Origin of the sequence: Rhodovarius lipocyclicus, assembly GCF_009900765.1 — a bacterium.
GTDB classification, from domain to species: Bacteria; Pseudomonadota; Alphaproteobacteria; order Acetobacterales; family Acetobacteraceae; genus Rhodovarius; species Rhodovarius lipocyclicus.
In genome coordinates, this window is record NZ_JAAABL010000028.1 from 14,650 (window position 1) to 40,700 (window position 26,051).

The 26,051-nt window shown below is 70.4% G+C and carries 24 protein-coding genes and 1 riboswitch; of the genes, 14 read left to right on the forward strand and 10 right to left on the reverse strand.

Annotation, left to right across the window (positions count from 1 at the left end; all coding sequences use genetic code 11):
- Positions 1-39 precede the first annotated feature (39 nt).
- Entirely contained in the window at positions 40-1,635 is a 1,596-nt protein-coding gene (locus GT007_RS15925) for a thiamine pyrophosphate-binding protein (RefSeq protein ID WP_160122618.1), read from the forward strand.
- Between the two features lie 27 nt (positions 1,636-1,662).
- Here GT007_RS15925 and GT007_RS15930 read toward each other — a convergent pair whose 3' ends face one another.
- Together GT007_RS15930 and GT007_RS15935 are read right to left on the reverse strand one after the other, a co-directional pair.
- Positions 1,663-2,619, reverse strand: coding sequence for a Bug family tripartite tricarboxylate transporter substrate binding protein (locus GT007_RS15930; RefSeq protein WP_160122619.1), 957 nt, complete (start codon positions 2,617-2,619; stop codon positions 1,663-1,665).
- Complete coding sequence (locus GT007_RS15935) at positions 2,619-3,083, reverse strand: YybH family protein (protein WP_201451944.1); 465 nt, start codon at positions 3,081-3,083, stop codon at positions 2,619-2,621. Before GT007_RS15935 ends, GT007_RS15930 begins: the two co-directional genes overlap by 1 nt.
- Positions 3,084-3,189: 106 nt before the next feature.
- Between GT007_RS15935 and GT007_RS15940 the strand changes: the two genes are divergently transcribed.
- Entirely contained in the window at positions 3,190-3,945 is a 756-nt protein-coding gene (locus GT007_RS15940; RefSeq protein ID WP_160122621.1) for an SDR family NAD(P)-dependent oxidoreductase, read from the forward strand.
- 288 nt (positions 3,946-4,233) lie between these two features.
- Here GT007_RS15940 and GT007_RS15945 read toward each other — a convergent pair whose 3' ends face one another.
- Both GT007_RS15945 and GT007_RS15950 read right to left on the reverse strand, forming a co-directional pair.
- Positions 4,234-5,817, reverse strand: a complete 1,584-nt coding sequence (locus GT007_RS15945; protein WP_160122622.1) for an ABC transporter substrate-binding protein — start codon at positions 5,815-5,817, stop codon at positions 4,234-4,236.
- A gap of 43 nt (positions 5,818-5,860) precedes the next feature.
- Positions 5,861-5,968: riboswitch (TPP riboswitch) on the reverse strand.
- A gap of 50 nt (positions 5,969-6,018) precedes the next feature.
- Complete coding sequence (locus tag GT007_RS15950) at positions 6,019-7,209, reverse strand: phosphoglycerate kinase (RefSeq protein ID WP_160122623.1); 1,191 nt, start codon at positions 7,207-7,209, stop codon at positions 6,019-6,021.
- A 44-nt stretch (positions 7,210-7,253) separates the two neighbouring features.
- On the opposite strand from GT007_RS15950, the gene GT007_RS15955 reads away from it, so the two are divergent.
- Together GT007_RS15955 and GT007_RS15960 are read left to right on the forward strand one after the other, a co-directional pair.
- On the forward strand, positions 7,254-7,499 hold the full coding sequence (locus tag GT007_RS15955) for a hypothetical protein (RefSeq protein WP_160122624.1): 246 nt from the start codon (positions 7,254-7,256) through the stop codon (positions 7,497-7,499).
- Between the two features lie 104 nt (positions 7,500-7,603).
- A complete protein-coding gene (locus GT007_RS15960) occupies positions 7,604-9,799 on the forward strand; it encodes a calcium-binding protein (RefSeq protein WP_160122625.1) in 2,196 nt (731 codons plus the stop codon).
- A gap of 79 nt (positions 9,800-9,878) precedes the next feature.
- Here GT007_RS15960 and gap read toward each other — a convergent pair whose 3' ends face one another.
- Positions 9,879-10,898, reverse strand: a complete 1,020-nt coding sequence (gene gap, locus GT007_RS15965; RefSeq protein WP_160122626.1) for a type I glyceraldehyde-3-phosphate dehydrogenase — start codon at positions 10,896-10,898, stop codon at positions 9,879-9,881.
- Positions 10,899-10,911: 13 nt separating this feature from the next.
- Positions 10,912-12,945, reverse strand: a complete 2,034-nt coding sequence (gene tkt, locus GT007_RS15970) for a transketolase (protein ID WP_160122652.1) — start codon at positions 12,943-12,945, stop codon at positions 10,912-10,914.
- Between the two features lie 120 nt (positions 12,946-13,065).
- Between tkt and atzD the strand changes: the two genes are divergently transcribed.
- Positions 13,066-14,154: a cyanuric acid amidohydrolase gene (gene atzD / locus GT007_RS15975; protein WP_328798951.1), complete on the forward strand. Its 1,089-nt coding sequence runs from the start codon at positions 13,066-13,068 to the stop codon at positions 14,152-14,154.
- Positions 14,155-14,323: 169 nt separating this feature from the next.
- Complete coding sequence (locus GT007_RS15980; protein ID WP_160122627.1) at positions 14,324-14,557, forward strand: hypothetical protein; 234 nt, start codon at positions 14,324-14,326, stop codon at positions 14,555-14,557.
- Here GT007_RS15980 and blaOXA read toward each other — a convergent pair.
- On the reverse strand, positions 14,554-15,378 hold the full coding sequence (gene blaOXA, locus GT007_RS15985) for a class D beta-lactamase (RefSeq protein WP_160122628.1): 825 nt from the start codon (positions 15,376-15,378) through the stop codon (positions 14,554-14,556). The genes GT007_RS15980 and blaOXA overlap by 4 nt on opposite strands.
- A 58-nt stretch (positions 15,379-15,436) precedes the next feature.
- Between blaOXA and GT007_RS15990 the strand changes: the two genes are divergently transcribed.
- The 8 genes from GT007_RS15990 (at position 15,437) to GT007_RS16025 (ending at position 23,150) form a co-directional block, all read left to right on the forward strand.
- Positions 15,437-16,687, forward strand: a complete 1,251-nt coding sequence (locus tag GT007_RS15990) for a Zn-dependent hydrolase (RefSeq protein ID WP_201451945.1) — start codon at positions 15,437-15,439, stop codon at positions 16,685-16,687.
- Between the two features lie 81 nt (positions 16,688-16,768).
- A complete protein-coding gene (locus GT007_RS15995) occupies positions 16,769-17,014 on the forward strand; it encodes an exodeoxyribonuclease VII small subunit (protein ID WP_160122630.1) in 246 nt (81 codons plus the stop codon).
- A 6-nt stretch (positions 17,015-17,020) separates the two neighbouring features.
- A complete protein-coding gene (locus tag GT007_RS16000; protein WP_160122631.1) occupies positions 17,021-17,935 on the forward strand; it encodes a polyprenyl synthetase family protein in 915 nt (304 codons plus the stop codon).
- Between the two features lies 1 nt (position 17,936).
- Entirely contained in the window at positions 17,937-19,853 is a 1,917-nt protein-coding gene (dxs, locus tag GT007_RS16005) for a 1-deoxy-D-xylulose-5-phosphate synthase (RefSeq protein ID WP_160122632.1), read from the forward strand.
- A gap of 73 nt (positions 19,854-19,926) precedes the next feature.
- Entirely contained in the window at positions 19,927-20,754 is an 828-nt protein-coding gene (locus GT007_RS16010; protein WP_160122633.1) for a TlyA family RNA methyltransferase, read from the forward strand.
- Positions 20,755-20,880: 126 nt separating this feature from the next.
- Positions 20,881-21,915: a tRNA epoxyqueuosine(34) reductase QueG gene (queG, locus tag GT007_RS16015; protein WP_160122634.1), complete on the forward strand. Its 1,035-nt coding sequence runs from the start codon at positions 20,881-20,883 to the stop codon at positions 21,913-21,915.
- Entirely contained in the window at positions 21,902-22,594 is a 693-nt protein-coding gene (gene queC / locus GT007_RS16020) for a 7-cyano-7-deazaguanine synthase QueC (protein WP_160122635.1), read from the forward strand. The genes queG and queC overlap by 14 nt, the downstream gene beginning before the upstream one ends.
- Complete coding sequence (locus GT007_RS16025; protein ID WP_160122636.1) at positions 22,584-23,150, forward strand: VUT family protein; 567 nt, start codon at positions 22,584-22,586, stop codon at positions 23,148-23,150. Before queC ends, GT007_RS16025 begins: the two co-directional genes overlap by 11 nt.
- Before the next feature lie 270 nt (positions 23,151-23,420).
- On the opposite strand, the gene GT007_RS16030 is transcribed toward GT007_RS16025, so the two are convergent.
- The 3 genes from GT007_RS16030 to GT007_RS16040 form a co-directional block, all read right to left on the reverse strand.
- Positions 23,421-24,743, reverse strand: coding sequence for an LLM class flavin-dependent oxidoreductase (locus GT007_RS16030; RefSeq protein WP_160122637.1), 1,323 nt, complete (start codon positions 24,741-24,743; stop codon positions 23,421-23,423).
- Positions 24,744-24,950: 207 nt separating this feature from the next.
- Positions 24,951-25,286: an antibiotic biosynthesis monooxygenase family protein gene (locus GT007_RS16035; protein WP_160122638.1), complete on the reverse strand. Its 336-nt coding sequence runs from the start codon at positions 25,284-25,286 to the stop codon at positions 24,951-24,953.
- A 25-nt stretch (positions 25,287-25,311) separates the two neighbouring features.
- Positions 25,312-25,992, reverse strand: coding sequence for an ArsR/SmtB family transcription factor (locus tag GT007_RS16040; protein ID WP_160122639.1), 681 nt, complete (start codon positions 25,990-25,992; stop codon positions 25,312-25,314).
- Positions 25,993-26,051 lie beyond the last annotated feature (59 nt).

Consider the following 26,051-nt stretch of genomic DNA (forward strand, 5'->3'; position numbering starts at 1 on the left):
ACTCTCTGCCTAGTCCATAAGCACAAGGGGGAACGGCCGATGAATGGAGCCGAGGTGGTGGTGCGTGCGCTGCACGAGGCTGGGGCGCGCGCCCTGTTCGGTGTGCCCGGGGGCGGCAGCAGCCTGGACCTGATGGCGGCGGCACGCGGCGTGGGCATGCCCTTTCACCTGGCGCGCACGGAAACCGGGGCCGCGATCATGGCGGGCGCGGTGGCGGAGCTGTCGGGCGCGCCCTGCCCGGTGCTGACCACGCGCGGGCCCGGCGTTTCCTGCGTCACCAACGGCATCGCCAATGCCAGCCTGGAGCGCGCGCCGGTGGTGCTGCTGGCCGATGGCTTCACGGCGCGCGAGCGCACCTTCGCCTGCCATCAGTTCGTGGACCACGCGGCCCTGCTGCGGCCGGTGACCAAGGCGCAGCTGCGCGCCGATGGCCAGGCGGGGGTGGCCATCCAGGCCGCGATCGCGGCGAGCCTGGCGGCCCCGCGCGGCCCCGTGCTGCTGGAACTGACCGGTGAGGCCGCCCAGGCCGAATCGGCGCCCGCCCCCGCCTTCACCCCGGCGCCGCCGCGCGCGCCGGAAGCCGCGGCCCTGGCGGCCGCCCAGGCGCTGCTGGCCGGCGCGAAGCGCCCGGCGATCATCGTGGGGCTGGAGGCCATCCCCCACGCCGCCCCCCTGCGCGCCCTGGCCCGCGCCCTGCGCTGCCCGGTGCTGGTCACCTACAAGGCCAAGGGCGTGTTCCCGGATGCGGACCCGCTGTTCGGCGGCGTCTTCACCGGCGGCGCGGCGGAGGTGCCGATCCTGGCCGAGGCCGACCTGATCCTCCTGGCGGGGGCCGACCCGATGGAATGGGTGCCCCAGCCCTGGAAATTCCAGGCCCCGGTCATCGACATCGCGGCCTGCCCGCGCAGCCCGCACTACCTGGTGCCCGCCGCCACGCTGGAAGGCGATGTGGGGCTGGCGCTGGCCGCCCTTGCCGGGGCCCCGGGCACATGGACCGAGGCTGCCATCGCCGCCCATCGCGCCGCCTGGCTGGCGGCGCTGTCCAACGGGCCCTCGGGCAACCGGGGCATCTCGCCCCAGGCGCTGGTCGAGATCACCCAGGCCGCCTGCCGCGCCGCCGCCGCCAACCCGCGCGTGGCGGTGGATGCTGGCGCCCACATGTTCCCCAGCACCACCTTCTGGCAGGCCAGCGAACCGGGCGACCTGCTGATCTCCAACGGGCTGGCCACCATGGGCTTCGCGCTGCCGGCCGCGATCGGGGCCGCGCTGTACGACCCCGCGCGCGGGGCCATCGCCTTCACCGGCGATGGCGGGCTGCTGATGTGCCTGGGCGAGCTGGCCACCGCGACCACGCTGAAGGCCAATATCCTGGTCATGGTGTTCAACGACGCGACGCTGAGCCTGATCGACATCAAGAAGGGCGGGCGCGCCCTGCCGCCGGGCGGGCTCGATTGGCCGAGCGCCGATTTCGCCACGCTGATGCAGACGCTGGGCGGCACCGCCTGGCACGCCCATGACGACGCCAGCCTGCGCCGGGCGCTGGACGAGGCACTGGCCGCCACCGGGCCCCGGCTGATCGATGCGCGGACGGATCCGGGGAGCTATCCGGCGCAGATCAAGGCGTTGCGGGGGTAGCACGGCGCGGGGGCCAAGCCCCCGCCTTCACTGCGCCTCGAAATTCACGCTGCGCAGCAATTGCGTGTTCCGGGCCTCATCCTGGCGGATATAGGCATCGAAGGCCGCCGCGTCCTCGTCCACCGGCTCGAAGGCCAGCGCGGTCAGGCGCTGCAGCACGTCGGGTTCGCGCATGCCCTCGTTCAGCGCGCTGTTCATGCGCGCGACCAGGGCGGGGGCCATGCCCTTCGGCCCCCACACCCCATACCAGGAATGGAAGACGAAGCCGGGCATGCCGGCTTCCTCCATGGTCGGGATCTCGGGGGCGGCGGGGATGCGGGTGCCATTGGTGATGGCCAGCGCCCGCAACTGCCCGCCGCGCACCATGGGCAGCGGCGCCAGCACCGGGTCGAACATCAGGGAAATGTTGCCCGCCATCACATCCGTCAGCCCGGCCGAGGAGCTGCGCTGCGGCACCATCAGGATATCGGCCCGCGCCGCCTGGCCGAAGGCGATGGCCGCCAGATGCCCGGCCGACCCCAGCGATGAGGTGGTGAAGGTCCAGTCCCGCGGGTTGGCATGGGTGGCCGCCGCCAGTTCGGCCACATTGCGCGGGGCGCGGCGGGGGTCGATCACGAACAGCAGCGGGCCCCGGGCCGTGCGGGCGATGGGCGTCATGTCGTTGATCGGGTCGAAGGGGATGCCGCGCAGCACCCGGTGCAGCAGCGCCTGGATGGAGGCCGAGGCCATGATGGTCAGCCCATCCGGCTGGGACTGGATCAGCGCCATGCCGCCCACCACCCCATTGCCACCCGAACGGTTCTCCACCACCACGGTCTGGCCCAGCTTTTCCTGCAGTTTCCCGGCGGCGATGCGGCTCAGCGCATCGGTGGCGCCGCCGGGGGGAAAGGGCACGATCATGCGGATCGGCCGCAGGGATTGCGCCGTCACCAGCCCCGGCGCGGCCAGCAGCCCGGCGGAGAGGATGACGGCGCGGCGGCGCATCAGCGCGCGATCACCGGACGGTTGCCATAGCTTTCCTGCGGCACGCCGCGTTCCAGCGACATGTGGCTGTGCACGCCCACCCAGCCGTCGCCGCTTTTCAGCAGCACGATGCTGGCCCGGCCCGGCCGCTCGAACGGCGTGCCGTCGGGGTTGTAGCCGGTACTGTCCCAGGGGGTGATGGCGATGGCCATCTGGCCGTCGGGGCTGGCCAGCACGCGCGTCTGGTCATGGATGAAGCTGAAGCCGGAGGTCTTGGGCCACACGCTGTCCCACTGGCGGTCGCGCCAGTCCCACAGCCCCTCCAGCACGCGCTTGTGGGTGCCGAAGGCCAGGGCCTGCTCATGCCAGAAGGGATAGGCGCTTTTGTAGTCCACCGCCTGCACGCAGGCGGCGAAGCGGTCCAGCCAATCCAGGATCTCGGCACGCAGTTCGGGGCTGGCTTCAGGCAAGGCGGGAATCGTCACGGTCAGTCTCACTCCGGTGTCAGGAACCGGAAAGCTACGGCGCCCCCCTTGCGGCGCGCAAGCGAGCAGGCAGGATTGTATACAGATCCATGTCCCGGAGTAGCTGATGACTGACCGCCCCCGCGTCTTCCTGGTGACCGGCGCCGCCTCCGGCATTGGTGCCGCATGCTGCCGCGCCATGGCGGCCCCCGGCACCGCCTTCCTGGTCCATACCCGCAAGAACGAGGAAGGCGCCGAGCGCACCGCCGAGGCGATCCGCGCCCGCGGCGGCCAGGCCGTGGTCGCCCTGGGCGATATCGGCGCGCCGGAAATCCCGGCCGCCCTGGTCCAGCAGGCCATCGCGGCCTTCGGCGGGCTGGACGTGGTGGTGGCCAATGCCGGCTTCGCCGACCGCACCCCCCTGCTCTCCCTGACCGATGAGGCCATCACCCGCAGCCTGGATACCATCCTGTGGGGCTTCATCCGCCTGGCGCGCGCCGCCGCCACGCCGCTGGCCGCCAGCGAGGCCGGGCGGCTGATCGGCATCTCCTCCTTCGTGGCGCATGTGTTCCGGCCGGATGTGACGACCTTCCCCGCCACCGCCGCCGCCAAGGGCGCGCTGGAGGCCACGCTGCGCGCCATCGCCATCGAACTGGCGCCCAACGGCACCACCGTGAACGCCGTCGCCCCCGGCTTCACCCAGAAGGACGCCGGCAGCCACACCGCCATGACGCCCGAACAGTGGAAAGCCATCGCGGCTCGCATCCCCCTCGGGCGCCTGGGCACGCCGGACGACGTGGCCCAGGCCGTGGCCTTCCTGGCCTCGCCAGGCGCCGCCTACATCACCGGACAACTGCTGCACGTGAACGGCGGCCTGGTCTGAACCAGACCTGGGGAGCCCGCGGGGAAAGTTAGGCCCGGTGAGAGGGTGGTATACGAGAGGGCTCCGCCCTCTCGAGCTCTCCCGCCAGGAGCCGAAAGGCCCCTGGACCCCATCAGTTTAAGTTGGAAGTTTGGGGAGGGGGCACAAAGCGCCTTCCCGGCCAGACGACCTGTCGGTGCCCCCTCCCCAAACTTCCAATTAATTGGGTTCCAAGGGCCTTTCGGCCTTTGGTGGGGGGAGCGCGAGGGGGGCAAAGCCCCTCTCGCACGCCGCCCTGCCCACCCGCACCTACCCTCTCCGCAGGTTCCACAGGAACGGGTTCGGGCCTTGCAGCACGTCCTGCAGGTCCCGGCGGAAGGCGGTGCGCAGGCGGAACACGCCGGTGGGGGCGATCGGCACCGCGTCCCAGGCGAGTTCCTGCAGGCGTTGCATGGCCTGATTCTGGCCGGCGGTGTCCGGGGCATCGATCCAGGCCTGCACCTGGGCTTCCACGGCCGGGTCGTCGGGCCAGCCGGGCCAGGCCTGGGCGCCGTTCATGCGGATCACCCAGCTGACAGCGGGGTTGGCGATGGTGGCGGCCGGGGCGTTGGTGTTGTGCAGGTTCCAGCCGCCTTGCGGCCCGGGTGCGCGGTTGGCGCGGCGGGCGAGCGTGCTGGCCCAGTCGCTCTCCACCGCCTGGATGTTCACGCCCAGGCGCCGCATCAGCTCCACGGTGATGCGCCCCTGCTGGGTCACGGCGGGGAAGTCGGTGGGGTTGATGTGGATGATGGGCTCGCCGTTGTAGCCGGCATCCCGCAGGGCGGCGCGGGCCGCGTCCATCGCGGCGGCGGCGCCGACGGCGGGGGGGAATTCCGTGGCACCGGGCAGGCCGCAGGGGAACATGGAGTGGCATTCCTGCCAGTCCTGCGGCAGGGCCACGGCCTGCATGAAATCGGGCTGCACGATCGCGTCGCGGATGGCGCGGCGCACGCGCGCGTCGTCGAAGGGCGCGTGCAGGTGGTTGAAGCGCAGGAAGCCCAGGAAGCCGTTGGGGTCGTAGATCTGGGTGCGGGTGTTGCGGTCGCGGTCCAGCACCGGCACCAGGTCCGGCAGCGGGTATTCCACCCAGTCGATCTCGCCGGTGCGCAGGGCGGCGGCGGCGGTGCCGCCATCGGGGATCCAGAGCAGTTCCAGCCGGTCGAAATGCACGCGCTTGCCGCCGCTGGCGGCCTCGGCGGGTTCGTCGCGGGGGGTATAGGCCTCGTTGCGGAGATAGACGGATTTGCTGCCCTGCACATATTCGCTGGCGACGAAGCGCCAGGGGCCGCTGCCGATCATCTGGTCGGGGCCGAGCGCGCGGTCGCCGGGCGTGCTGGCGAAGCGCTCGGGCATCATGAAGCAGGGCGAGGCGCCGGGCTTGGCCAGCGCGTCGAACAGCGCCGGAAACGGCCGGCGCAGGCGGAACTGGATGGTGTGGTCGTCGGGGGCCAAGAGATCCTCGGTGGCGCGCATCAGAACGGCGCCGAAGCCGTCGCGGCTGGCCCAGCGGCGGATGCTGGCCACGCAATCGGCGGCGCGCACGGGTTCGCCATCGTGCCAGCGCAGGCCATCGCGCAGGCGGATCAGCACGCGCAGGCCATTGTCCTCGATGCGGTGGCCCTCGGCCATCTGCGGGTGGGCGCGCAGGGCGCGGTCGGCGCCGTACAGCGTGTCGAACACGCAATAGCCGTGGGTGGTGATGATGGTGCTGGGGTTGAAGATGGGGTCCAGCACCGCGAGTGCGGCCTGCGGCATGAAGCGCAGGGTGCGGGCGCGTGGCGCCGCACCTTGGCCCCAGGCCGCGGGCGCGGCCAGCATGGCGGGGCCCGCCCCGAGCAGTGAACGGCGCAGCATCGCGCTTCCTCCCTAAAACCGGCGCGGGAGGGGCGGTTCGTGGCGGCCGCTGCGTCCCCATCCCTCCGCCGGTGCGAACCGGATCAGGTTCCGCGGGTCGCGGGGAAGAACCCGCCTCTCAGCCCTTCATCGGGCTCCCCGTGGTGACGGTGCGATTGTGCTTGGGCGGCCCAGGGGGCGCAAGCGCCCCCCTCCCGGTTATCAGGCGTTCAGCGCGGCCACGCCCGGCAGTTCCTTGCCTTCCAGCCATTCCAGGAAGGCGCCGCCGGCGGCCGAGACATAGGTCATCCGCTCCGCGACGCCCGCGTGGCGCAGGGCCGAGACGGTGTCCCCGCCGCCGCCGATGCTGGCGAGCGTGCCGGCCTCGGTCAGCCGCGCCACTTCCTGGGCGACGGCCACGGTCGCGGCATCGAAGGGCTCGATCTCGAAGGCGCCGAAGGGGCCGTTCCAGACCAGCGTCCGGCAGCTGGCCAGCTTGGCGATCACGGCCGCGACCGAGGCCGGGCCGACATCGAGCGCCATCTGCCCGGCGGGCACGGCGGTGGCCGGCACCACGCTGTGGGGGGCGTTGGCCTTGAACTCGGTGGCGGCGACGAGATCGACGGGCAGGATGATCTCGCAGCCGCGGGCGCTGGCGCGGGCCAGGATGTCGCGCGCGGTGTCGTGCATCTCGGCTTCCTGCAGGCTTTTGCCCACATCGGCGCCCTGGGCGGCCAGGAAGGTGTTGGCCATGGCGCCGCCGATGATCAGCACATCCACCTTGGAGGACAGGTTGCCCAGCAGGTCGAGCTTGGTGGAGACCTTGGCCCCACCCACGATCGCGGCCACCGGGCGCTGCGGGTTGCCCAACGCCGCATCCAGCGCCTCCAGCTCCGCCTGCATCAGCCGGCCGGCATAGGCGGGCAGCAGCCGGGCCACGCCCTCGGTGCTGGCATGGGCGCGGTGCGCGGCGGAGAAGGCATCGTTGACGAAGGCATCGGCCAGCTTGGCCAGGCCCGCCGCCAGGGCCGGGTCGTTCTTTTCCTCGCCCTTGTGGAAGCGGGTGTTCTCCAGCAGCAGCACGTCGCCGTCCTTCATGGCGGCCACGGCGGCCTCGGCCTCGGGGCCCACGCAGTCATCGGCGAAGGCGACGGGCTTGCCCAGCGTCTCGGACAGCGCCACGGCCATGGGCTTCAGCGACATTTCGGGCACGCGGCTACCCTTGGGGCGGTCGAAGTGGCTGCACACGATCACGCGCGCGCCCTTCTCGGCCAATTCCCGGATGGTGGGTGCCAGGCGCTCGATGCGGGTCATGTCGGTGATGCGGCCGTCGCGCACCGGCAGGTTCAGGTCGGCGCGCAGCAGCACCCGCTTGCCTTGGGCGTTCAGCGCGTCGATGGTCTTGAAAGCCATAGGTTTATTTCCATCCAGAAGGGCAGGGTTTCGCAGCGAATGCTGTGGCTGGGGATTTTTTGCTGACCGCCCCAGTAGCATCGGCGCAAAGCGGCTTCCAGTCGCCCAGCGGCAACATCTATTGCCAGCAATTCGCGCAAGGCGGCCTGCGCCGCGATATCGGGCAGTACAGCTATCGTGCGCCCCGCCCGCCACGCCGGTGCGAGGGTGCGCTGGGCTCCGGCGGGTCCGTGGGGCTGACCGGGCATGGTTGGAACTGCACCGAGGGCGGCGGATGCGAACGCACGTGACAATCACTCGCAAATACACATAACTATAACCCTTCTTTCCCTTTAGTAAAAAGCCCCTCCGTGAGACCCCTGCCGCCGTTCGGGGTTGTCACAGGAGGTCTCCCATGTCCGGTACCACTGGTCCGTCTTCCAGCCAGGCTGCCTATCTGATCGGGCAGCAGCCCAATGTGCGGTTCATGTCCATCATCACCGCGGGCGATACCGCGGCCGGCGGCGCGGCCACCGGCTTCGCCGGCGTGCCCGACGGGCTCGGCGCCTTCGACAATGGCGACGGCACCGTCACCATCCTGGTGAACCATGAGATCGGGAACACCGCGGGCGTCGTCCGCGCCCATGGTTTCAAGGGCTCCTATGTCGATCAGATCGAGCTGAACAAGGCGGACCTGTCCGTCGTCTCCATGACCGACCTGGCCACCGGCCTGCACCTGTGGGACAGCGCCAGCACCAGCTATGTGCTGGCCACGGCCGGGGCCTCGGGCATCGCGGGCCAGGGCGCGCTGGCGCGGCTGTGCTCGGCCGACCTGCCCTCCGTCTCGGCCTTCTACAACGCGACCAGCGGCCTCGGCACGCAGGACCGCATCTTCATGAACGGCGAGGAAACCGGCGCCGAGGGCCGCGCCCTCGCCTGGATCGTGACGGGCACCGAGGCCCACCAGGCCTTTGAGCTGCCGCGCCTGGGCAACACCTCCTTCGAGAACCTGCTGGCCCGCCCGGTCGCCAGCGACAAGACCGTGGTCATCGGCACCGACGACAGCACCGGCGGCCAGGTCTATGTCTATATTGGCGACAAGCAGGCCACCGGCAGCGCGATCGAGAAGGCGGGCCTGACCAACGGCCAGCTGTTCGGCATCAAGGCCAGCTTCGCGGCCGAGACCACCTCCGGCCCCACCAGCGGCACCTTCACCCTGGCGGCGCTGGGCGATGTCAGCGCCATGAACGGCGCGCAGCTGGAAACCGCGAGCGCCGCCGCCGGCGTCACCACCTTCCTGCGGCCCGAGGACGGCGCCTGGGACACGGTGAACCCGAACCGCTTCTATTTCCAGACGACGGACGCGATCAACCAGCCCTCCCGCCTGTGGGCGCTGGATTTCGTCGACCCCACGGACCCGACCAAGGGCGGCACCATCACCGCCGTGCTGGACGGTACCGAGGGCCAGCAGATGCTGGACAACATGGCCGTGACGGCGGGCGGCGGCTTCGTGCCCGCCGGCACCACCATCAACCAGGAGGATACAGGCAACAACATCCGCACCGGCCGCGTCTATGCCTATGACGTGACCAGCGACCAGTTGAGCCTGATCGCCAAGCACAACCCGGCCCTGTTCGGCGACGACAACAACGTCGTCACCGCGCCCTTCACGGTCGATGACGAGACCTCCGGCGTCATCGACGTCACCTCCCTGTTCGGCAACGCCAACACCAGCGCCTATCTGATCGTCAGCCAGGCGCATTACGGCATCGCCACCCCCGGCATCGTCGAGGGCGGCCAGCTGCAGATCATGTATGTGGACCGCCCCATGAACGGCGGCGCGGGCGCCGACACGGTGCGCGGCAGCTGGTATTCCGAGGCGCTGGGCGCGGGCGCCGGCAACGACACGATGCTGGGCGGCGACGGCCATGACCAGCTGTTCGGCGAGGCGGGCGACGACGCCATCGACGGCGGCGCGGGCAACGACACGCTGTATGGCGGCGCCGGCAACGACGCGATGACCGGCGGCACCGGCGACGACCGCTACCTGATCGAGGACGCGGGCGACACGGTGGTCGAGGCCGCGGGCGGCGGCAACGACACGCTGTTCGTCGCGGTCAGCGGCTGGCAGGCGCCGGCCAATGTCGAGACGGTCTATCTGGTGGGCAACGCCGTCAGCGCCTCCGCCCTCGGGGCGGTCACCATGGTGGCGAATGCCAGCCTGGGCAGCAGCCTGACCGGCGGCACGGGCGCGGACACGCTGTGGGGCCAGGCGGGCAACGACACGCTGAACGGCGGCCAGGGCGCCGATGTGCTGCGCGGCCAGGGCGGCGACGACATCCTGGTGGGCGGCGCGGGCAACGACCAGCTGGTGGGCGGCGCGGGCGCCGACACCTTCACCTACAACGCCCCCGGCTGGGGCTATGACCAGATCTTCGACTTCGTCCGCGCCGAGGGCGACAAGATCGACCTGCGCGGGTCCGGCGTGACCAGCTTCGCGGGGCTGACGGTGCAGGTGATCGGGGACAGCACCGCCATCATCGTCGGCGCCGACCGCATCGACGTGTATGGCGTGTCGAACCTGGTGGCGGGCGACTTCATCTTCGCCTGAGGCCGGGCATGAAAAAGGCGCCTGACCCTTCCGGGCCAGGCGCCGATCTCCGGGTCCGGGGGCTGACGCCCCCGCCCCCTTACAGGCTGCCGAACAGCGCCGCCGTGTCGGACATGCGGTTCGAGAAGCCCCACTCATTGTCGTACCAGCTCATCACGCGGATCATCTTGCCGCCGTCCAGGCTCTGGGTCTGGGTGGCGTCGAAGGTGCTGGAATGGGGGTTGCCGTTGAAGTCGATGGAGACCAGCTGCTCGGTCTCGTAGCCCAGGATGCCCTTCAGATAACCCTCGGAGGCTTCCTTCATCGCGGCGTTCACCTGGTCCTTGGTCACGCCATCGACGGCCAGGTTCACGTCCAGCGACACCAGCGACACGTTCGGCGTCGGCACGCGGATGGCGGTGCCGTCCAGCTTGCCGGCCAGCTCCGGCAGCACCAGGCCCACGGCCTTGGCCGCACCCGTGCTGGTCGGGATCATGGAGACGGCGGCGGCGCGGGCGCGGCGCAGGTCCTTGTGCAGGGTGTCCACCGTGTTCTGGTCCCCGGTGTAGGAGTGGATGGTGACCATGTAGCCGCGCGCGACGCCCCACTTGCTGTGCAGCACATGCACGACCGGCGCCAGGCAGTTGGTGGTGCAGCTGGCGTTGGAGACCACGGTCATGTCGCTGGTCAGCGTCTTGTGGTTCACGCCATAGACGATGGTGGCGTCCACCTCATCCGCCGGGGCGGAGATCAGCACCTTGCGCGCGCCCGCGGCCATCAGCGGCGCGGCCTTGGTCTTGGTGGCGAAGATGCCCGTGCATTCCAGCGCCACATCCACGCCCTGGAACGGCACCAGGGAGGGATCGCGCTGCGCGGAGACCTTGATCGGCGCGTACTGGCGGCCGTTGTAGGAGATGACGAGCGCGCCGTCCTCGACCTTCACCTCGCCGGCGAAGCGGCCATGCACGCTGTCGTACTTGAACAGGTGGGCATTGGCTTCCGGGCTGCCCAGGTCGTTGATCACCACCGGCACCACATCGGTGCGGCCGCTCTCGATCATCGCGCGCAGCACCAGGCGGCCGATGCGCCCGAAACCATTGATGGCAACCTTCACAGCCATGATCCGTCTCTCCTCAAAGGCGTTTCTGCACCGCCGCGACCACCGCGGCGGGCGTGATACCGAAATGCTCGTACAGGACCTCGGCCGGGGCCGAGGCACCGAAGCCCGTCATGCCGATGAACACGCCATCGGGGCCGAGCAGGCTATCCCAGCCGAAGCCGATGCCGGCCTCGATGCCCACGCGCAGCGCGGTGCCCAGCACCTCCGCCCGGTATTCGGCGGGCTGGGCCTGGAACAATTCCCAGCAGGGCAGCGAGACGACGGCGGTGGGCACGCCCTCGGCTTCCAGCGTGGCGCGGGCGGTCATGGCCAGCGACACTTCGCTGCCGGTCGCGATCAGGGTCGCGCGGCGGGGGCCGCTCGCCTCGGCCAGCACATAGCCGCCGCGGGCGGAGCGGTTCTCCCCCGCATCGTCGCGCAGCGCGGGCAGCGCTTGGCGGGACAGCGCGAGGATGGAGGGCCCATCGGCGCGGCGCAGCGCCAGCTCCCAGCACTCCGCGGTTTCCATCGCATCCGCCGGGCGGAACACGTTGAGGTTCGGGATGGCGCGCAGGGCGGCCAGGATCTCCACCGGCTGGTGGGTCGGGCCGTCCTCGCCCAGGCCGATGCTGTCATGCGTGCCGACATGCACCACACGGGTGCGCATCAGCGCGGCCAGCCGCAGCGAGGGCCGCAGATAGTCGGAGAAGATCAGGAAGGTGCCGGAATACGGGATGATGCCGCCATGCAGCGCCATGCCGTTCATCGCGGCGGCCATGCCGTGCTCGCGCACGCCCCAATGCACATAGCGCCCGGCGAAATCGCCCGGGCGGATGGAGGGGATGCCCTTCACGTCCGTGTTGTTGGACCCGGTGAGGTCGGCGGAGCCGCCCACCATTTCCGGCACGCTGGGCACCAGCGCGGCCAGGGCCTGCTGGCTGGCGATGCGGGTGCCGATCTTGGGCTTGGTCTCGGCCAGCTTCTGGCGGTGGGCGGCCAGGGCCTCGGTCCAGTTCTCGGGCAAGCGGCCGGCCATGGCGCGCTCGAACTCCGCGCGCATCGGGTGGCGGGCCAGGCGCTTCAGCCAGGAACGGCGGGCGCCGCCGCCCCGGCTGCCGGCCTGTTCCCACAGGGTCTTGATACCCTCGGGGATCTCGAAGGGCGGGTGGTTCCAGCCCATGGCGGCGCGGGCGCCGGCGATCTCGTCGGCACCCAGCGGCGCGCCGTGGCTGCCGGCGGTGCCGGCTTTCTTCGGCGCCGCGAAGCCGATGATGGTGCGGCAGGCGATGATGGTGGGCTTGCGGTTGCGCTGGGCCCAGCCGAGCGCGCCCGCCAGTTCCGTGGGGTTGTGCCCGTCCACCCGCTTCACCGCCCAGCCATAGGCCTGGAAGCGCTTCAGCACGTCCTCGGTGAAGGAGATGGCGGTGTCGCCATCGATCGAGATGTGGTTGTCGTCCCACAGCACGCACAGCTTGTTCAGCTGGTAATGCCCGGCGAGCGAGGCGGCCTCATGGCTGATGCCTTCCTGCAGGTCGCCGTCGGAGGCGATGACCCAGGTGCGGTGATCGACCAGGGACTTGCCGAAGCGCGCGGCCAGCATGCGCTCGGCCATCGCCATGCCCACGGCGGTGGAGATGCCCTGGCCGAGCGGGCCGGTGGTCATCTCGATGGCCGGGTGCTCGCCGCGCTCCGGATGGCCGGCGGTGGGGCTGTGCAGCTGGCGGAAGTTCTTCAGTTCCTCGATGCCCATGCCGGCATGGCCGGTCAGGTGCAGCAGGGAATACAGCAGCATGGAACCATGGCCGGCCGAGAGCACGAAGCGGTCGCGGTCGGGCCAGGCGGGGTCGGCGGCGTCGAATTTCAGCGCCTTGGTGAACAGGGCGGTGGCGGCATCGGCCATGCCCATCGGCATGCCGGGGTGGCCGGACTTGGCCTTTTCCACCGCGTCCATGGCCAGGACGCGGATGGCGTCCGCCATGCGGCGCTCCTCCGTCACCGGCCGGGCCAGCAGGGCGGCCTGGGCCGCCAGGGCGGGGCTGTTGTCGGAGATCGTGTCGGAGGATGCCAAATTCGTCACTCTCTCGATGGGGGCGCGCGGTTCTACTAGCGGCGCGGAGGGCCTTGGGCAACCGCATGGCTGATGCCACAACAGGGCAAAGCCCCTTGATCCGCCCCAGAGAAGCCGAGGATGAAGCTTATGCCCGTGCCCGCGACCCAGGTTTTCCGCATCCCCATGCGCCATCCGGGCGATGTCTCGGGCATCGAGGCGCTGTTCGCGGCGGGGGCCACGGCACCCGCGCAGGTTGTGGCGATCCTGGCGAAAACCGAGGGCAATGGCTGCGTGAACGACTTCACCCGCGCCTATGCGGTGCAGTCGCTGGAGTTGCTGCTGCACCGGCACGGCGTGACGCGGGACGTGGCGCTGGTGATGTCCGGGGGCACGGAGGGCGGGCTTTCCCCACACTGGATCGTGTTCGCGGTGAGCGAGGCCGAGGCCCCCGCGCCCGGCGGCGCGCTGGCCATCGCCAGCGCCTTCACCCGGGATTTCCTGCCGGAGGAGCTGGGCCGGATGCCGCAGATCCGCGAAACCGCCGCCGCCGTGCGCGCCGCCATGGCCGAGGCCGGCATCACCGAGGCCCATTACGTGCAGGTCAAATGCCCCCTGCTGACCAATGAGCGCATGGCCGATGCCGCCGCCCGCGGCCGGACGGTGGCCACCACCGACACCTATGCCTCCATGGGCCTGTCGCGCGGGGCCTCGGCGCTGGGTGTGGCGCTGGCGCTGGGAGAGGTCGCGGAGGACGCGCTGTCGGACGCGGTGGTGGGGGAGGACTGGTCGCTGTTCTCGGGCGTCGCCAGCGCCTCGGCGGGGGTGGAGTTGACCCGCAACGAGGTGGTGGTGATGGGCATGGCCCCGGGCTGGGGCGGCGATCTGGCCATCGCGCATGATGTGATGATGGATGGCATCGACTTCCCGGCCGTGCAGCGGGCGCTGGCGGCGGCGGGCCTGGCCGCCCCCGGCCAATTGACGCCGGCGCAGCGGGAGCGGGCGGTGGCGGTGCTGGCCAAGGCCGAGCCCAGCACCACCGGGCGGATTCGCGGCGCGCGCCACATCATGAACGACGACAGCGACATCAACGCGACGCGCCACGCCCGCGCGCTGGTGGGCGGGGTGATCGCGGCCGCGGTGGGGCGGACGGAGCTGTTCGTCTCCGGCGGGGCGGAGCACCAGGGGCCGGATGGCGGCGGGCCCGTGGCGGTCATCGTCAGGCGTTGACCCTTGGGCGGCAATAATTGCCGGGTTTCCGGCCCAAATCACCACCACAGGTTGCTAGAGTGTTAACGCCGCCCTGCCCCACCCTGCGGGCATGGCACGGATCACATCTTCTCACGCACGCTATCGCCCGTTAACGCGATCTTCAGGTCTTTCCTGGATGGTGTTGCGCATGATCTCGCTCAACACCCTTTCCGCCTTCACACAGGAAGTGGCGCGTAACCGCGCGGCCCAGGGGACTCAGGGCACCCAGGCCGCCCAGGGCGCACAGAACGCTTCCGGTATCCAGCAGGTCCAGGCCATCGCGGCGCGGGACGTGCAACCAGCCCAGCGCACGCTGGAAGCGGTGCCGGCCCAGCCGGCGCGGCCCCTGCCGCGCGGATCGCTGCTGGATTTGCGGGTCTAAAGCGCCCCCAGCCGCGCCAGCACCGCCCGCGCCACCGCCTCGCGCTTCGGCGCGTGGCGCGCGATGCTGCCCGGCAGGCTGGCGCTGGGCAGGTCCATGTTGACCGCGAAGACCCAGCGCCCGGCCTCGCGCTCCACCCAGCCGACCAGCCAGCCCAGATCCGTGGCGCCGCCGCCGCTGAACCAGCCGGTCTTGCCATGCAGGCGGAAGCCCGGGCCTTCCTCCAGCCCCGGGCTTTCCTCCAGTAGCGTGATGCGCCGCACGATCCGCTGCGACCGCTCGGAGAAGGGCAGCCCGCCGGCGGCCAGGCGGCGCAGGAACTCCACCTGCTGCCAGGCGCTGATGCGCAGCGTGCCGTTCAGCCAGAAGCGGTCCACCTCCGTGCCCAGCTCCTGGTTGCCATAGCCCGCGCGGGCTATCCATTCGCGCATCCGCGCCATGCCGATGCGCCGGGCCATGGCCTGGTAGAACCAGACGGTGGAATGGCGCATGCCCTCGGCCAGGGTGGTGTCGCGGTTCCAGGCCGGCAGGCCGCGCCGCACGCCATCCCAGGGAAACACCTCGTTCTCGTCGCGCACGGCGCCGGTTTCCAGCCCGATCAGCGCGTTGCAGATCTTGAAGGTGGAGGCGGGGGAGAAGGCCGTTTCGGCGCGGGGGCGGTCGAAGACATGAAAGGCCCCGCGCGCCTCATCCAGCACCAGGGCGCAGCCGGGTGCCTCGCGGCCGGCGAATTCGGGCGCCCATTCCGGGTGCTCGGTCCAGTCCGCGGCCGCCGCCGCCCCGGGGGCCAGCGCGGCCAGCAGAAGATGGCGTCGGAACATGGCAGCTTCCTCCAGCGCGCCCCTATACCCACGGGAATCCGGACGCGATACTGAACCCATGCAGACCAACCAGCGTATCGACGGTATCCGGCTGTGGGACAGCCTGATGGCCATGGCCCGGATCGGCGCCACCCCCAAGGGCGGCGTGAAGCGCCTGACCCTGACCGAGGTGGACAAGCGCGGCCGCGACCAGTTCCGCCAATGGTGCGAGGCGCTGGGCCTGACCGTGCGCGTGGACGCCATCGGCAACATGTTCGCCCGGCGCGAGGGCCGGGACCCCACCCGCCTGCCGGTGCTGCTGGGCTCGCACCTCGACAGCCAGCCCTCCGGCGGCAAGTTCGACGGGGCGCTGGGCGTGATCGCGGGGCTGGAGGTGATGCGCACCCTGCATGACCTGAACATCACGACCGAGGCGCCCATCGAGCTGGTGAACTGGACCGATGAGGAAGGCAGCCGCTTCGGCCATTCCCTGATGGGCAGCGGCGCCTGGTCCGGCATCTACACCCTCGACAAGCTGTATAATCTGAAGGACCCCGACGGCGTGCGCGTCGAGGACGCGCTGGACGCCATCGGCTATCGCGGCCCGCACCCCGCCGCCCCCTTCCCGGCGGATGCCTATTTCGAGCTGCATATCGAGCAGGGCCCGATCCTGGAGCGCGAGGAAAAGCCCATCGGCATCGTCACCGGCGCCCAGGCGATGATCTGGTACGATGCCCGGGTGGTGGGCCAGGACGCCCATGCGGGCACCACCCCGCCCTCCGCCCGCCGCGACGCGCTGGTGGCCGCCGCCCGGGTGGTGGATCTGGTGGACCGGCTGATGCGCGAACGCGGCGAGGATGGCCGTGGCACGGTGGGCTACATGCAGGTGCTGCCCAACAGCCGCAACGTGGTGCCCGGCGAGGTGCGCTTCAGCGTCGAATTCCGCCACCCCGCCGATGCGCGGATCGCCGGGCTGGGCGAGAGCTTCCCCGCCGAGGCCCAGGCCCTGGTCGCCGCCACCGGCTGCAAGCTGGAGTTGACGGAGCTGTTCCGCCTGCCGGCCCAGCCCTTCGATGCCGGCTGCGTGGACCTGGTCCGCCAGGCCGCCGCCCGCCTCGGCCTGCCCGCGCGCGAGATCGTGAGCGGCGCGGGCCATGACGCCTGCTACGTCGCCCGGCATGTCCCAACGGCCATGATCTTCACCCCCTGCAAGGACGGTCTTTCCCATAATGAGGAGGAAAGCATCGAGCCGCATGAGGCCGAATCTGGCTGCCAGGTGCTGTTCGAGGCCGTTCTGGCCCGGGCGAACCGGGCTCTGTCAGCCGGTTAACGCCCTGTCACGCGCCCCCCGGTTGGGTTCTGTAACCGATCGGTCTATATTCCCGGCCTTGCATTGAGCGGGGCGCCAGAAATGCCGGCAGAAAAGGTCGCCGAAAGGACCGTGGACAGCCTGAGTTTCGAGGAAGCCCTGGCGGAGCTCGAAACAATCGTGCGCGGGCTGGAATCGGGCAAGGGCGACCTGGCCCGGGCCATTGCCGATTACGAGCGCGGCGCCCTGCTGCGCCGCCATTGCGAGGCCCGGCTGGCCGAGGCCGAGGCCAAGGTGCAGGCGATTGTCGAGGGGCCCAACGGCCCCGTGCTGAGGAATGTGGAATAGGCTGCGATGAGCATCACAATGACGGACGGCGCCACCCTGACGGCAGCTCTCTCCGCCTCGGCCGCCGAGCTGGAGCGGGCGCTGGACCAGTTGCTGCCCCCCAATGAGGGCGCGGAGGCCCGGCTGTTCGATTCCATGCGCTATTCCGCCATGGGCGGCGGCAAGCGCATGCGGGCCTTCCTGGTGCTGGAAGGGGCGAGGCAGTTCAATGTCTCCCGCACTTCCGCCCTGCGGGTGGCGGCGGCCATCGAGATGATCCACGCCTATTCGCTGGTGCATGACGACCTGCCCGCGATGGACAACGACGATCTGCGGCGCGGCAAGCCCACCAACCACAAGGCCTTCGACGAGGCGACCGCCATCCTGGCGGGCGACGCGCTGCAATGCCACGCCTTCACCGTGCTGGCGGAGGAGGAGACCCACCCCGACCCCGCCGTGCGGATCGAGCTGGTGCGCGCCATCTCCCGCGCCGCGGGGCCTCGGGGCATGTGCGGCGGCCAGATGCTGGACATGATGGCCGAGCAGGCCACGGCGGCGCTGGATGAATCGGCCATCGGCCGCTTGCAGCTGCTCAAGACCGGCAAGCTGATCGAGGTCTCGGCCGAGGCCGGGGCCATTCTGGGCAAGGCCGCCCAGCAGCAGCGCGCGGCACTCGCGGCCTATGGCCGCGATGTCGGCGCCGCCTTCCAGATCGCGGACGATGTGCTGGATGCCACCGTCTCGGCCGAGGAAGCGGGCAAGGCCACCGGCAAGGATGCCGGCGCCGGCAAGGCCACGCTGGTCGGCCTGCTGGGGCTGGAACGGGCCCGGCTGCAATCGGAACGCTTGGTCGCCCAGGCCAAGTCCCACCTTGAAGGGTTCGGGGAGCGCGCCGATCTGCTGCGGGCACTTGCCGACTACACGATCGCGCGGAGAAGCTGACATGGACCGCCCCGAAACGCCGCTGCTGGACCGGGTGCGCGTGCCCGCCGACATGAAGAACTTCTCGAACGAGCAACTCCGCCAATTGGCGGATGAGCTGCGGTCCGAGACCATTTCCACCGTCTCCACCACCGGCGGCCATCTCGGCAGCTCGCTGGGCGTGGTGGAACTGACGGTGGCCATCCATGCCGTGTTCGACACGCCCGATGACCGCCTGATCTGGGACGTGGGCCACCAGTGCTACCCGCACAAGATCCTGACCGGCCGGCGCGACCGCATCCGCACGCTGCGCCAGGGCGGGGGGCTCTCGGGCTTCACCAAGCGCAGCGAGAGCGAATACGACCCGTTCGGCGCGGCGCATTCCTCCACCTCGATCTCGGCGGGCCTGGGCATGGCCGTGGCCAGCGACCTGAAGGGCGACGACCGGCATGTGATCGCGGTGATCGGCGATGGCTCGATGTCCGCCGGCATGGCCTATGAGGCGATGAACAATGCGGGGGCGCTGCGCTCCAAGCTGATCGTCATCCTCAACGACAACGACATGTCGATCGCGCCGCCCGTGGGCGCGATGAGCGCCTATCTGAGCCGCACCATCTCCTCCCGCCCGTTCCTGTCGGTGCGGGAGTTCATGTCCAAGATGGCCAAGAACTTCCCCGCGCCGCTGGAGCGCGCGGCGCGCCGCGCCGACGAATACGCGCGCGGCCTGCTGACTGGCGGCACGCTGTTCGAGGAAATGGGCTTCTACTATGTGGGCCCGGTGGACGGTCACAACCTGGACCATCTGCTGCCCGTGCTGCGCAATCTGCGCGACAGCCAGCATCCCGGCCCCTTCCTGCTGCATGCCGTCACGCAGAAGGGCAAGGGCTATGCCCCCGCCGAGGCCGCCGGCGACAAGTATCACGGCGTGCAGAAGTTCGACGTGGTGACCGGCGTGCAGCAGAAGGCCCCCCCGGGCCCGCCGCAATACACCAAGGTGTTCGCGCAGGCGCTGATCGCCGAGGCCGAGGCCGACGACCGCATCGTGGCGGTGAACGCCGCCATGCCCTCCGGCACGGGCCTGGATGCCTTCGCCAAGAAGTTCCCGACCCGCTGCTTCGATGTGGGCATCGCGGAGCAGCACGCCGTCACCTTCGCCGCCGGCATGGCGACGGAGGGGCTGAAGCCCTTCTGCGCGATCTATTCCACCTTCCTGCAGCGCGGCTATGACCAGGTGGTGCATGACGTGGCGCTGCAGCACCTGCCGGTGCGCTTCGGCATGGACCGCGCCGGGCTGGTGGGCGCTGATGGCGCCACCCATGCGGGCTCCTACGACATCGCCTTCCTGGGCTGCCTGCCGGGCTTCGTGCTGATGGCGGCGTCCGACGAGGCGGAGCTGGCCCATATGGTTGCCACCATGGCGGCCTATGATGCCGGCCCCTCCGGCGTGCGCTATCCGCGCGGTGAGGGCTTCGGCCTGGTGCCCGTGCCCGCGCGTGGCGAGGTGCTGGAGATCGGCCGCGGCCGCATCATCCGGGAGGGCAGCAAGATCGCCATCCTCAGCTATGGCACGCGCCTGCAGGAATGCCTGAAGGCCGCCGATGAGCTGGGGAATTTCGGCCTGTCCACCACCGTGGCCGATGCGCGCTTCGCGAAGCCGCTGGACACCGCGCTGATCGAGCGCCTGGCGCGTGAGCACGAGGTGCTGATCACCATCGAGGAAGGCAGCGTGAACGGCTTCGGCGGGCTGGTGATGCACCATCTGGCGACGCACGGCCTGCTGGACCGTGGCCTGAAGCTGCGGCCGATGACGCTGCCGGACTTCTACATCGACCATGATTCGCCGAAGAAGCAGTACGATGTGGCGCGGCTGAACGCCCCGCAGATCGTGGAAACCGCCCTGGCGGCCCTTGGTCAGGAAGCGTTGAAGGCGCGTGCCTAAGAGCCGGTCCGGAAAGGGTGGCGGGTCGGCCGGGCGGGTCTTTTCCGCCCCTGACACGCCGCCCTCCTTGCCGATGCAGCCAGCATCGGCCGCGTCGGTCGCGTCGGACGACGCGCCAGGGACGCAAAATCCCTCGCCCACCCTCAACCGCCCCCCTCCCCGGACCGGCTCCAAGATCCGCGTCGACCAGCTGCTGGTCGAGCGCGGGCTGGCCGAAAGCCGCACCCGCGCCCAGTCGCTGATCATGGCGGGCGTGGTGCTGTCCAACGGCCGCCGCATCGACAAGCCCGGCACCTCGGTGCCCGACGACACGCCGCTGGAGCTCAAGGGGCAGGACCACCCCTGGGTCTCGCGCGGCGGGCTGAAGCTGTCCCATGCCATCGCGCATTTCGGCTTCGACCCCACGGGCCGGGTGTGCCTGGATGTCGGCGCCTCCACCGGCGGCTTCACCGATGTGCTGCTGCATCACGGTGCGGCGCGCGTCTATGCGGTGGATGTGGGGCACGGGCAGCTCGCCTGGAAGCTGCGCAACGACCCGCGCGTGGTGGTGAAGGAAAAGCTCAACGCCCGCCACATCACCACCGAGGACGTGCCCGAACCCATCCAGGCCCTGGTCTGCGACGCCAGCTTCATCGGGCTGCGCACCGTGATCCAGGCGCCCGTGGCGCTGTGCGCGCCCGGCTGCTGGGCGGCGGTGCTGATCAAGCCGCAATTCGAGGTGGGGCCCAAGATCGCCCAGGGCGGCGTGGTGCGCGACCCGGCGGTGCATGAGCAGGTGTGCCAGGAGATGGCGGCGTGGTGGGCCACCCTGCCGGGCTGGCGGGTGCTGGGGGTTGAGGCCAGCCCGATCACGGGGCCTGAGGGCAACCGGGAGTTTCTGCTGGGGGCGGTGAAGGAATAAGAATCTTCTTTTTCTGTAGAAAAAGAAGCAAAAAGACTTTTGAGAGTTCAGACAGAAAAATCATCAAAAGTTTTTTGGTTCTTTTTTTCAAAAAAGAACATTCCTTCAGTCCGTTATGACAAGACCATGCCCAAGCAAGCCATCACCGATCGCGCCCACGCGCTGGGCTTCGACGCCATCGGCTTCACCACCGCCACCCTGCCGGCCGAGGCCCGCGCGCGCCTCGACGCCTTCCTGGCGGCTGGCGCCCACGGCGCCATGGGCTGGATGGAAAGCCGCGTGGAACAACGCGCCCACCCCCAGGCCCTGTGGCCGGAAGCCGTCACCGTCATCTCTCTCGGCCTGAACTACGGGCCCGGGGAGGATCCGCTGGCCATCCTGGCGCACCGCCATCGCGGCGCCATCAGCGTCTATGCCCAGGGGCGCGACTACCACGATGTGGTGAAGAAGAAGCTGAAGGCGCTGGGGCAATGGATGGTCCATGCCTTCAAGGGCAGCGGGCTGAAGGTGTTCGTGGACACCGCCCCGGTGATGGAAAAGCCCCTGGCGGCGCAGGCGGGGCTCGGCTGGCAGGGCAAGCACACCAACCTGGTCAGCCGCACCCATGGCTCCTGGCTGTTCCTGGGCGAGATCTACACGACGCTCGCCATCCCGCCCGACGCGCCGGAGGGCGAGCATTGCGGCCGCTGCACCGCCTGCCTCACGGCCTGCCCCACCAACGCTTTCCCGGCCCCGTTCCGGCTGGATGCGCGGCGCTGCATCTCCTACCTGACCATCGAGCAGGCGGGGCCGATCCCGCAGGAATTCCGCGCCGCCATGGGCAACCGCATCTATGGCTGCGACGATTGCCTGGCGGTCTGCCCCTGGAACAAATTCGCGGCGCGCGCGCGGGAAGCGGAGTTGCACGCCCGCGAAACCGCGGCCAACCCGCCGCTGGCGGAACTGGCGGCGCTGGAGGACGCGACCTTCCGCGCCCGCTTCTCCGGCTCGCCCATCAAGCGCATCGGGGTGAACCGCTTCCTGCGCAATGTCATGATCGCCATCGGCAACAGCGGCGATCCCGCCTTGCGCGCGGCGGCGCAGGCGCATACCGAGGCAGCGGACCCCGTGCTGGCAGAGGCCGCGCGCTGGGCGGTGGAGAGGCTGGATGATGCGCGATGACGGGGCTCTGGTGCTGCTTTCCGGCGGTCAGGACAGCGCCACCTGCCTGGCCTGGGCGCTGGACCGCTTCGGCCATGTGGAGACCCTCGGCTTCGACTATGGCCAGCGCCACCGGGTGGAGCTGGCCTGCCGGGACACGCTGCGCGCCGGCATGGCGGGGCCGCGCCTCGGCCCCGACCACACCCTGTCTATCCCGACCTTCGCCGAGATCGGCGGCACCGCCCTGACGGAGCAAGTCGAGATCGCGATGCGCGCCGACGGGCTGCCCAACACCTTCGTGCCCGGGCGCAACATCGTGTTCCTGACCTTCGCGGCGGCGCTGGCCACCAGGCGCGGCCTGAAGCACATCGTGGCCGGCATGTGCGAGACGGACTACTCCGGCTATCCCGATTGCCGCGACGACACCATCAAGGCGCTGCAGGCCACGCTGAACCTGGGCATGGCCACGCGGCTGGTGCTGCACACGCCCCTGATGTGGCGCGACAAGAAGCAGACCTGGGAGCTGGCGGAGGCGCTGGGCGGCGCGCCCCTGGTGGAACTCATCCGGCGGGAAAGCCATTCCTGCTACAAGGGCGAGCGCGGCGTGCTGCATGACTGGGGGTATGGCTGCGGCGCCTGCCCGGCCTGCGAGTTGCGCGAGAAGGGCTGGCGGGCCTATGCGGTCGGCCATGAGCACTGACACGCAACGCCGCCGGGAAGGCTTCCTGTTCCTGCTGGGCTTCGCGCTCTGTATTCCCGCGGCGAACTGGCTGATCGGGCATGTGGGCACCTTCTGTGTGCCGCAGGGGCCCTGCCTGGTGCCGGTGGCGCCGGGCGTCACGGCGCCGTCGGGCGTGCTGATGATCGGCCTGGCGCTGGTGCTGCGGGACCTGGTGCAGCGGCGGCTGGGCCTGCCCTGGGCGGGGGTCGCGGTGCTGGCGGGGGCGGGGCTTTCGGCCTTCCTGGCGCCGCCCGCGCTGGTGCTGGCCTCCGCGCTGGCCTTCCTGTTCAGCGAGTTGGCGGATCTCGCCGTCTATACGCCCTTGCAGCGGCGCGGGCTGACCATCGCCGTGGCCGCCAGCGGCGTGGTGGGGCTGGTGGTGGACAGCCTGATCTTCCTCCACCTCGCCTTCGGCTCGCTCGCCTATCTGCCGGGGCAGGTGATCGGCAAGGCCTGGATGGTGCTGCTGGCGCTGCCGGTGGTGGCCTGGCTGCGCCGGCGGGATGAACGGCTGGGCCTGACGCCGCAAGCGTAAATAGGCCACCCAGGGGGCTCCGCCCCCTGGACCCCCGCCAGGACCGTAGCGGCCCTGGACCCCGAGCCGTTGGCGCTGACCTTGGAACGTCATATCTAATTGATATTTATAATATAATTGACGCCACACCTGTCAGGATCGGCGCCAATCTGATGGGTTCCAAGGGCCTTTCGGCCCCCTGGGGTGTGGGGCTTCGCCCCACGGCTTGGGGCGGGGAGCCGAGGGGCAGAGCCCCTCGGTGGGGGTCCGGGGGCGAAGCCCCCGCCCGCCTCACCCGAAGAACTGGTTCGCCGGCCTCGGCAACCCCAGATGGTCCCGCAAGGTGGTGCCCTCGTATTCCGTCCGGAACAGCCCGCGCCGCTGCAGTTCCGGCACCACCTGGTCGCAGAATTCCTCCAGCCCCGCCGGCACGTTCGGGAACATGATGTTGAACCCGTCCGAGGCGCGGGTCTCCAGCCATTCCTGCATCTCGTCCGCGATGCTGGCGGGCGTGCCGACGAAGGCGTTGCCCGAATAGCCGCCCAGCCGCTGGGCCAGCTGGCGCACCGTCAGCCCCTCGCGCTCGGCGATGCGGATGGCGCGCTCACGCCCGCTCTTGCTGCTTTCGGTCTCGGGCACGGGCGGCAGCGGGGCGTCGGGGTCGAAGGCGCGCGCATCCAGCCCCAGCGCCACGGACAGCGCGCCGATCGCGCTTTCGTAATGCACCAGGCTGTCCAGCTTCGCGCGCTTGGCGCGGGCTTCCGCGATGGTCTCGCCCACCACCACCAGCGCGCCGGGCAGGATCTTAATGTGATCCGGGTTGCGGCCGAGGGCCGCCGCCCTGCCCTTCACATCGGCGTAGAAGGCGCGGCTGTCCTCGATCAGCCCGCCGGCGGCGAAGATCATCTCGGCGGTCTCGGCCCCCAGTTGCCGCCCGGCGTCGGAGGCACCGGCCTGCACGATCACAGGCCAGCCCTGCACGGGGCGGGCCACGTTCAGCGGGCCGCGCACGGACAGTTCCTCCCCCACATGGTTCAGCACATGCATGCGGTCGGGGTCCCAGAAGATCCCGCTCTCCTGGTCGCGGATGAAGGCATCGTCGGCGAAGCTGTCCCACAAGCCGGTGACGACATCGTAGAATTCGCGGGCGCGCTTGTAGCGCTCGCCATGGGCCATGTGGGCGTCATGGCCGAAATTCAGCGCGGCGTCGGGGTTGGCGGTGGTCACCAGGTTCCAGCCCGCCCGCCCGTTGGAGATATGGTCCAGCGAGGCGAATTTCCGCGCGACGTGATAGGCATCGTTATAGGTGGTGGAGGCGGTGGCGATCAGGCCGATGCGCTCCGTCACGGCGGCGAGTGCCGGTAGCAGCGTCAGCGGGTCGAAGCTGGTGACGGTGTGGCTGCGGCGCAGCGCCTCGATGGACATGTTCAGCAGCGCCAGGTGGTCGGCCATGAAGAAGGCGTCGAACTTCGCCGCCTCCAGCCGCTGGATCAGGGTCTTCAGGCGGGAGAAGTTGAAGTTCGCATCCGCCCAGGCCCCCGGCCAGCGCCAGGAACCGGTGTGGATGGTGACCGGGCGCATGAAGGCGCCAAGGTGGAGCTGGCGTTGCGCCATGCGGGGTGTCCTGTTGCATCGGGGCGCTGGCGCCGCCGGCTGTTGCGGTATGGCGGCGGCGCCGCCGGGTCGATGCAGCAGATGGTTTCGATCCCGCAAGGCAAAAGGGGCAAATCAACCCAAATCGGCAAATAGCGCCGTGGATTAACTCACCCCCTGTGAGCCCTGCTCACAGCCCCGCTCAGGCCCCCACTCGGGCCGGGCCGATCACGGCGGGCTGTCGGCAGGCGCCTCCGCGCGGTCCTGCATGCCGTAGTCGCGCAGCACCTGCGCCACCCGCAGCCGGTAGCCCGCGAAGATGCCCCCGCGCCCGGCGGCCTGGGCGATGCGGTGGGCGGCGCGGTTGCGCCATTCCGCCACCGCCGCCTCGTCCCGGAAGAAGGAGATCGAGAGGAATTTGCCCGGCGTGGTCAGGCTGCTGAAGCGTTCCACCGAGATGAAGCCGTCCACGCTGGCCAGCTCCTCCCGCAGGGAGGCGGCGATGGCGAAGTAATCCTTGTCCCGTCCGGGGGCGGGTTCGACCTCGAAGATGATGGCGATCATGCGTTGTCTCCCTGTGCGGGCCGGATCATGCCCAATCCAGGCCGAAGGCGTCACGCATCAGCCGCGCCCCCTCGGGCGAGGCCCGCACCGCGCGGCTGCCGGGCACGCGGCGCAGCCAGCCGCGCTCCAGGCAATGCCGGCACAAGGCCGCCCCCAGCCGGCCCGCCAAATGCGGGCGGCGCTCGCTCCAGTCCAGGCAGGGGCGGCACAGCAGCCGCCCGCCCGGCGCGGTCTCGACGCCCAGGGCCAGCAGATGCGCGGCCCCCGCCTCCGTCAGCCGGCCGGCGTCGTGGTCCAGTTCCAGATGCCCGCGCGCGACCAGCGCATCGGCCAGCGCCACGCCCATGCGCCCGGCCAGATGGTCGTAGCAGGTGCGGGCATGGCGCAGCGCGGCCTCTCTCGGGCCGGTGCGGATGGCGGGGCGGGCGGGTGCCTCGGCCAGCGCCATCAGGGATTCCAGCAGCCGTGCCACCTCGGTGCCGGCCAGGCGGTGGTAGCGGTGGCGGCCTTGGCGCTCCATGGCCAGCAGCCCGGCCTGGGTCAGCCGGGCCAGATGGGCGCTGGCGGTCTGGGGCGTGATGCCGCCGGCCTGGGCGAGTTCGCCCGCCGTCAGCGCGCGGCCATCCATCAGCGCCTGCATCATGGCGGCGCGGGCGGGTTCGCCCAGCAGGGCGGCGATCTCGGCGAGGCGGGCGGTGCTGGCCATGCGCCTTCCTAGCATGGCCGGGCTGCCGGCACTTCGTCCCGGGCCGAAGCGTGCCTATC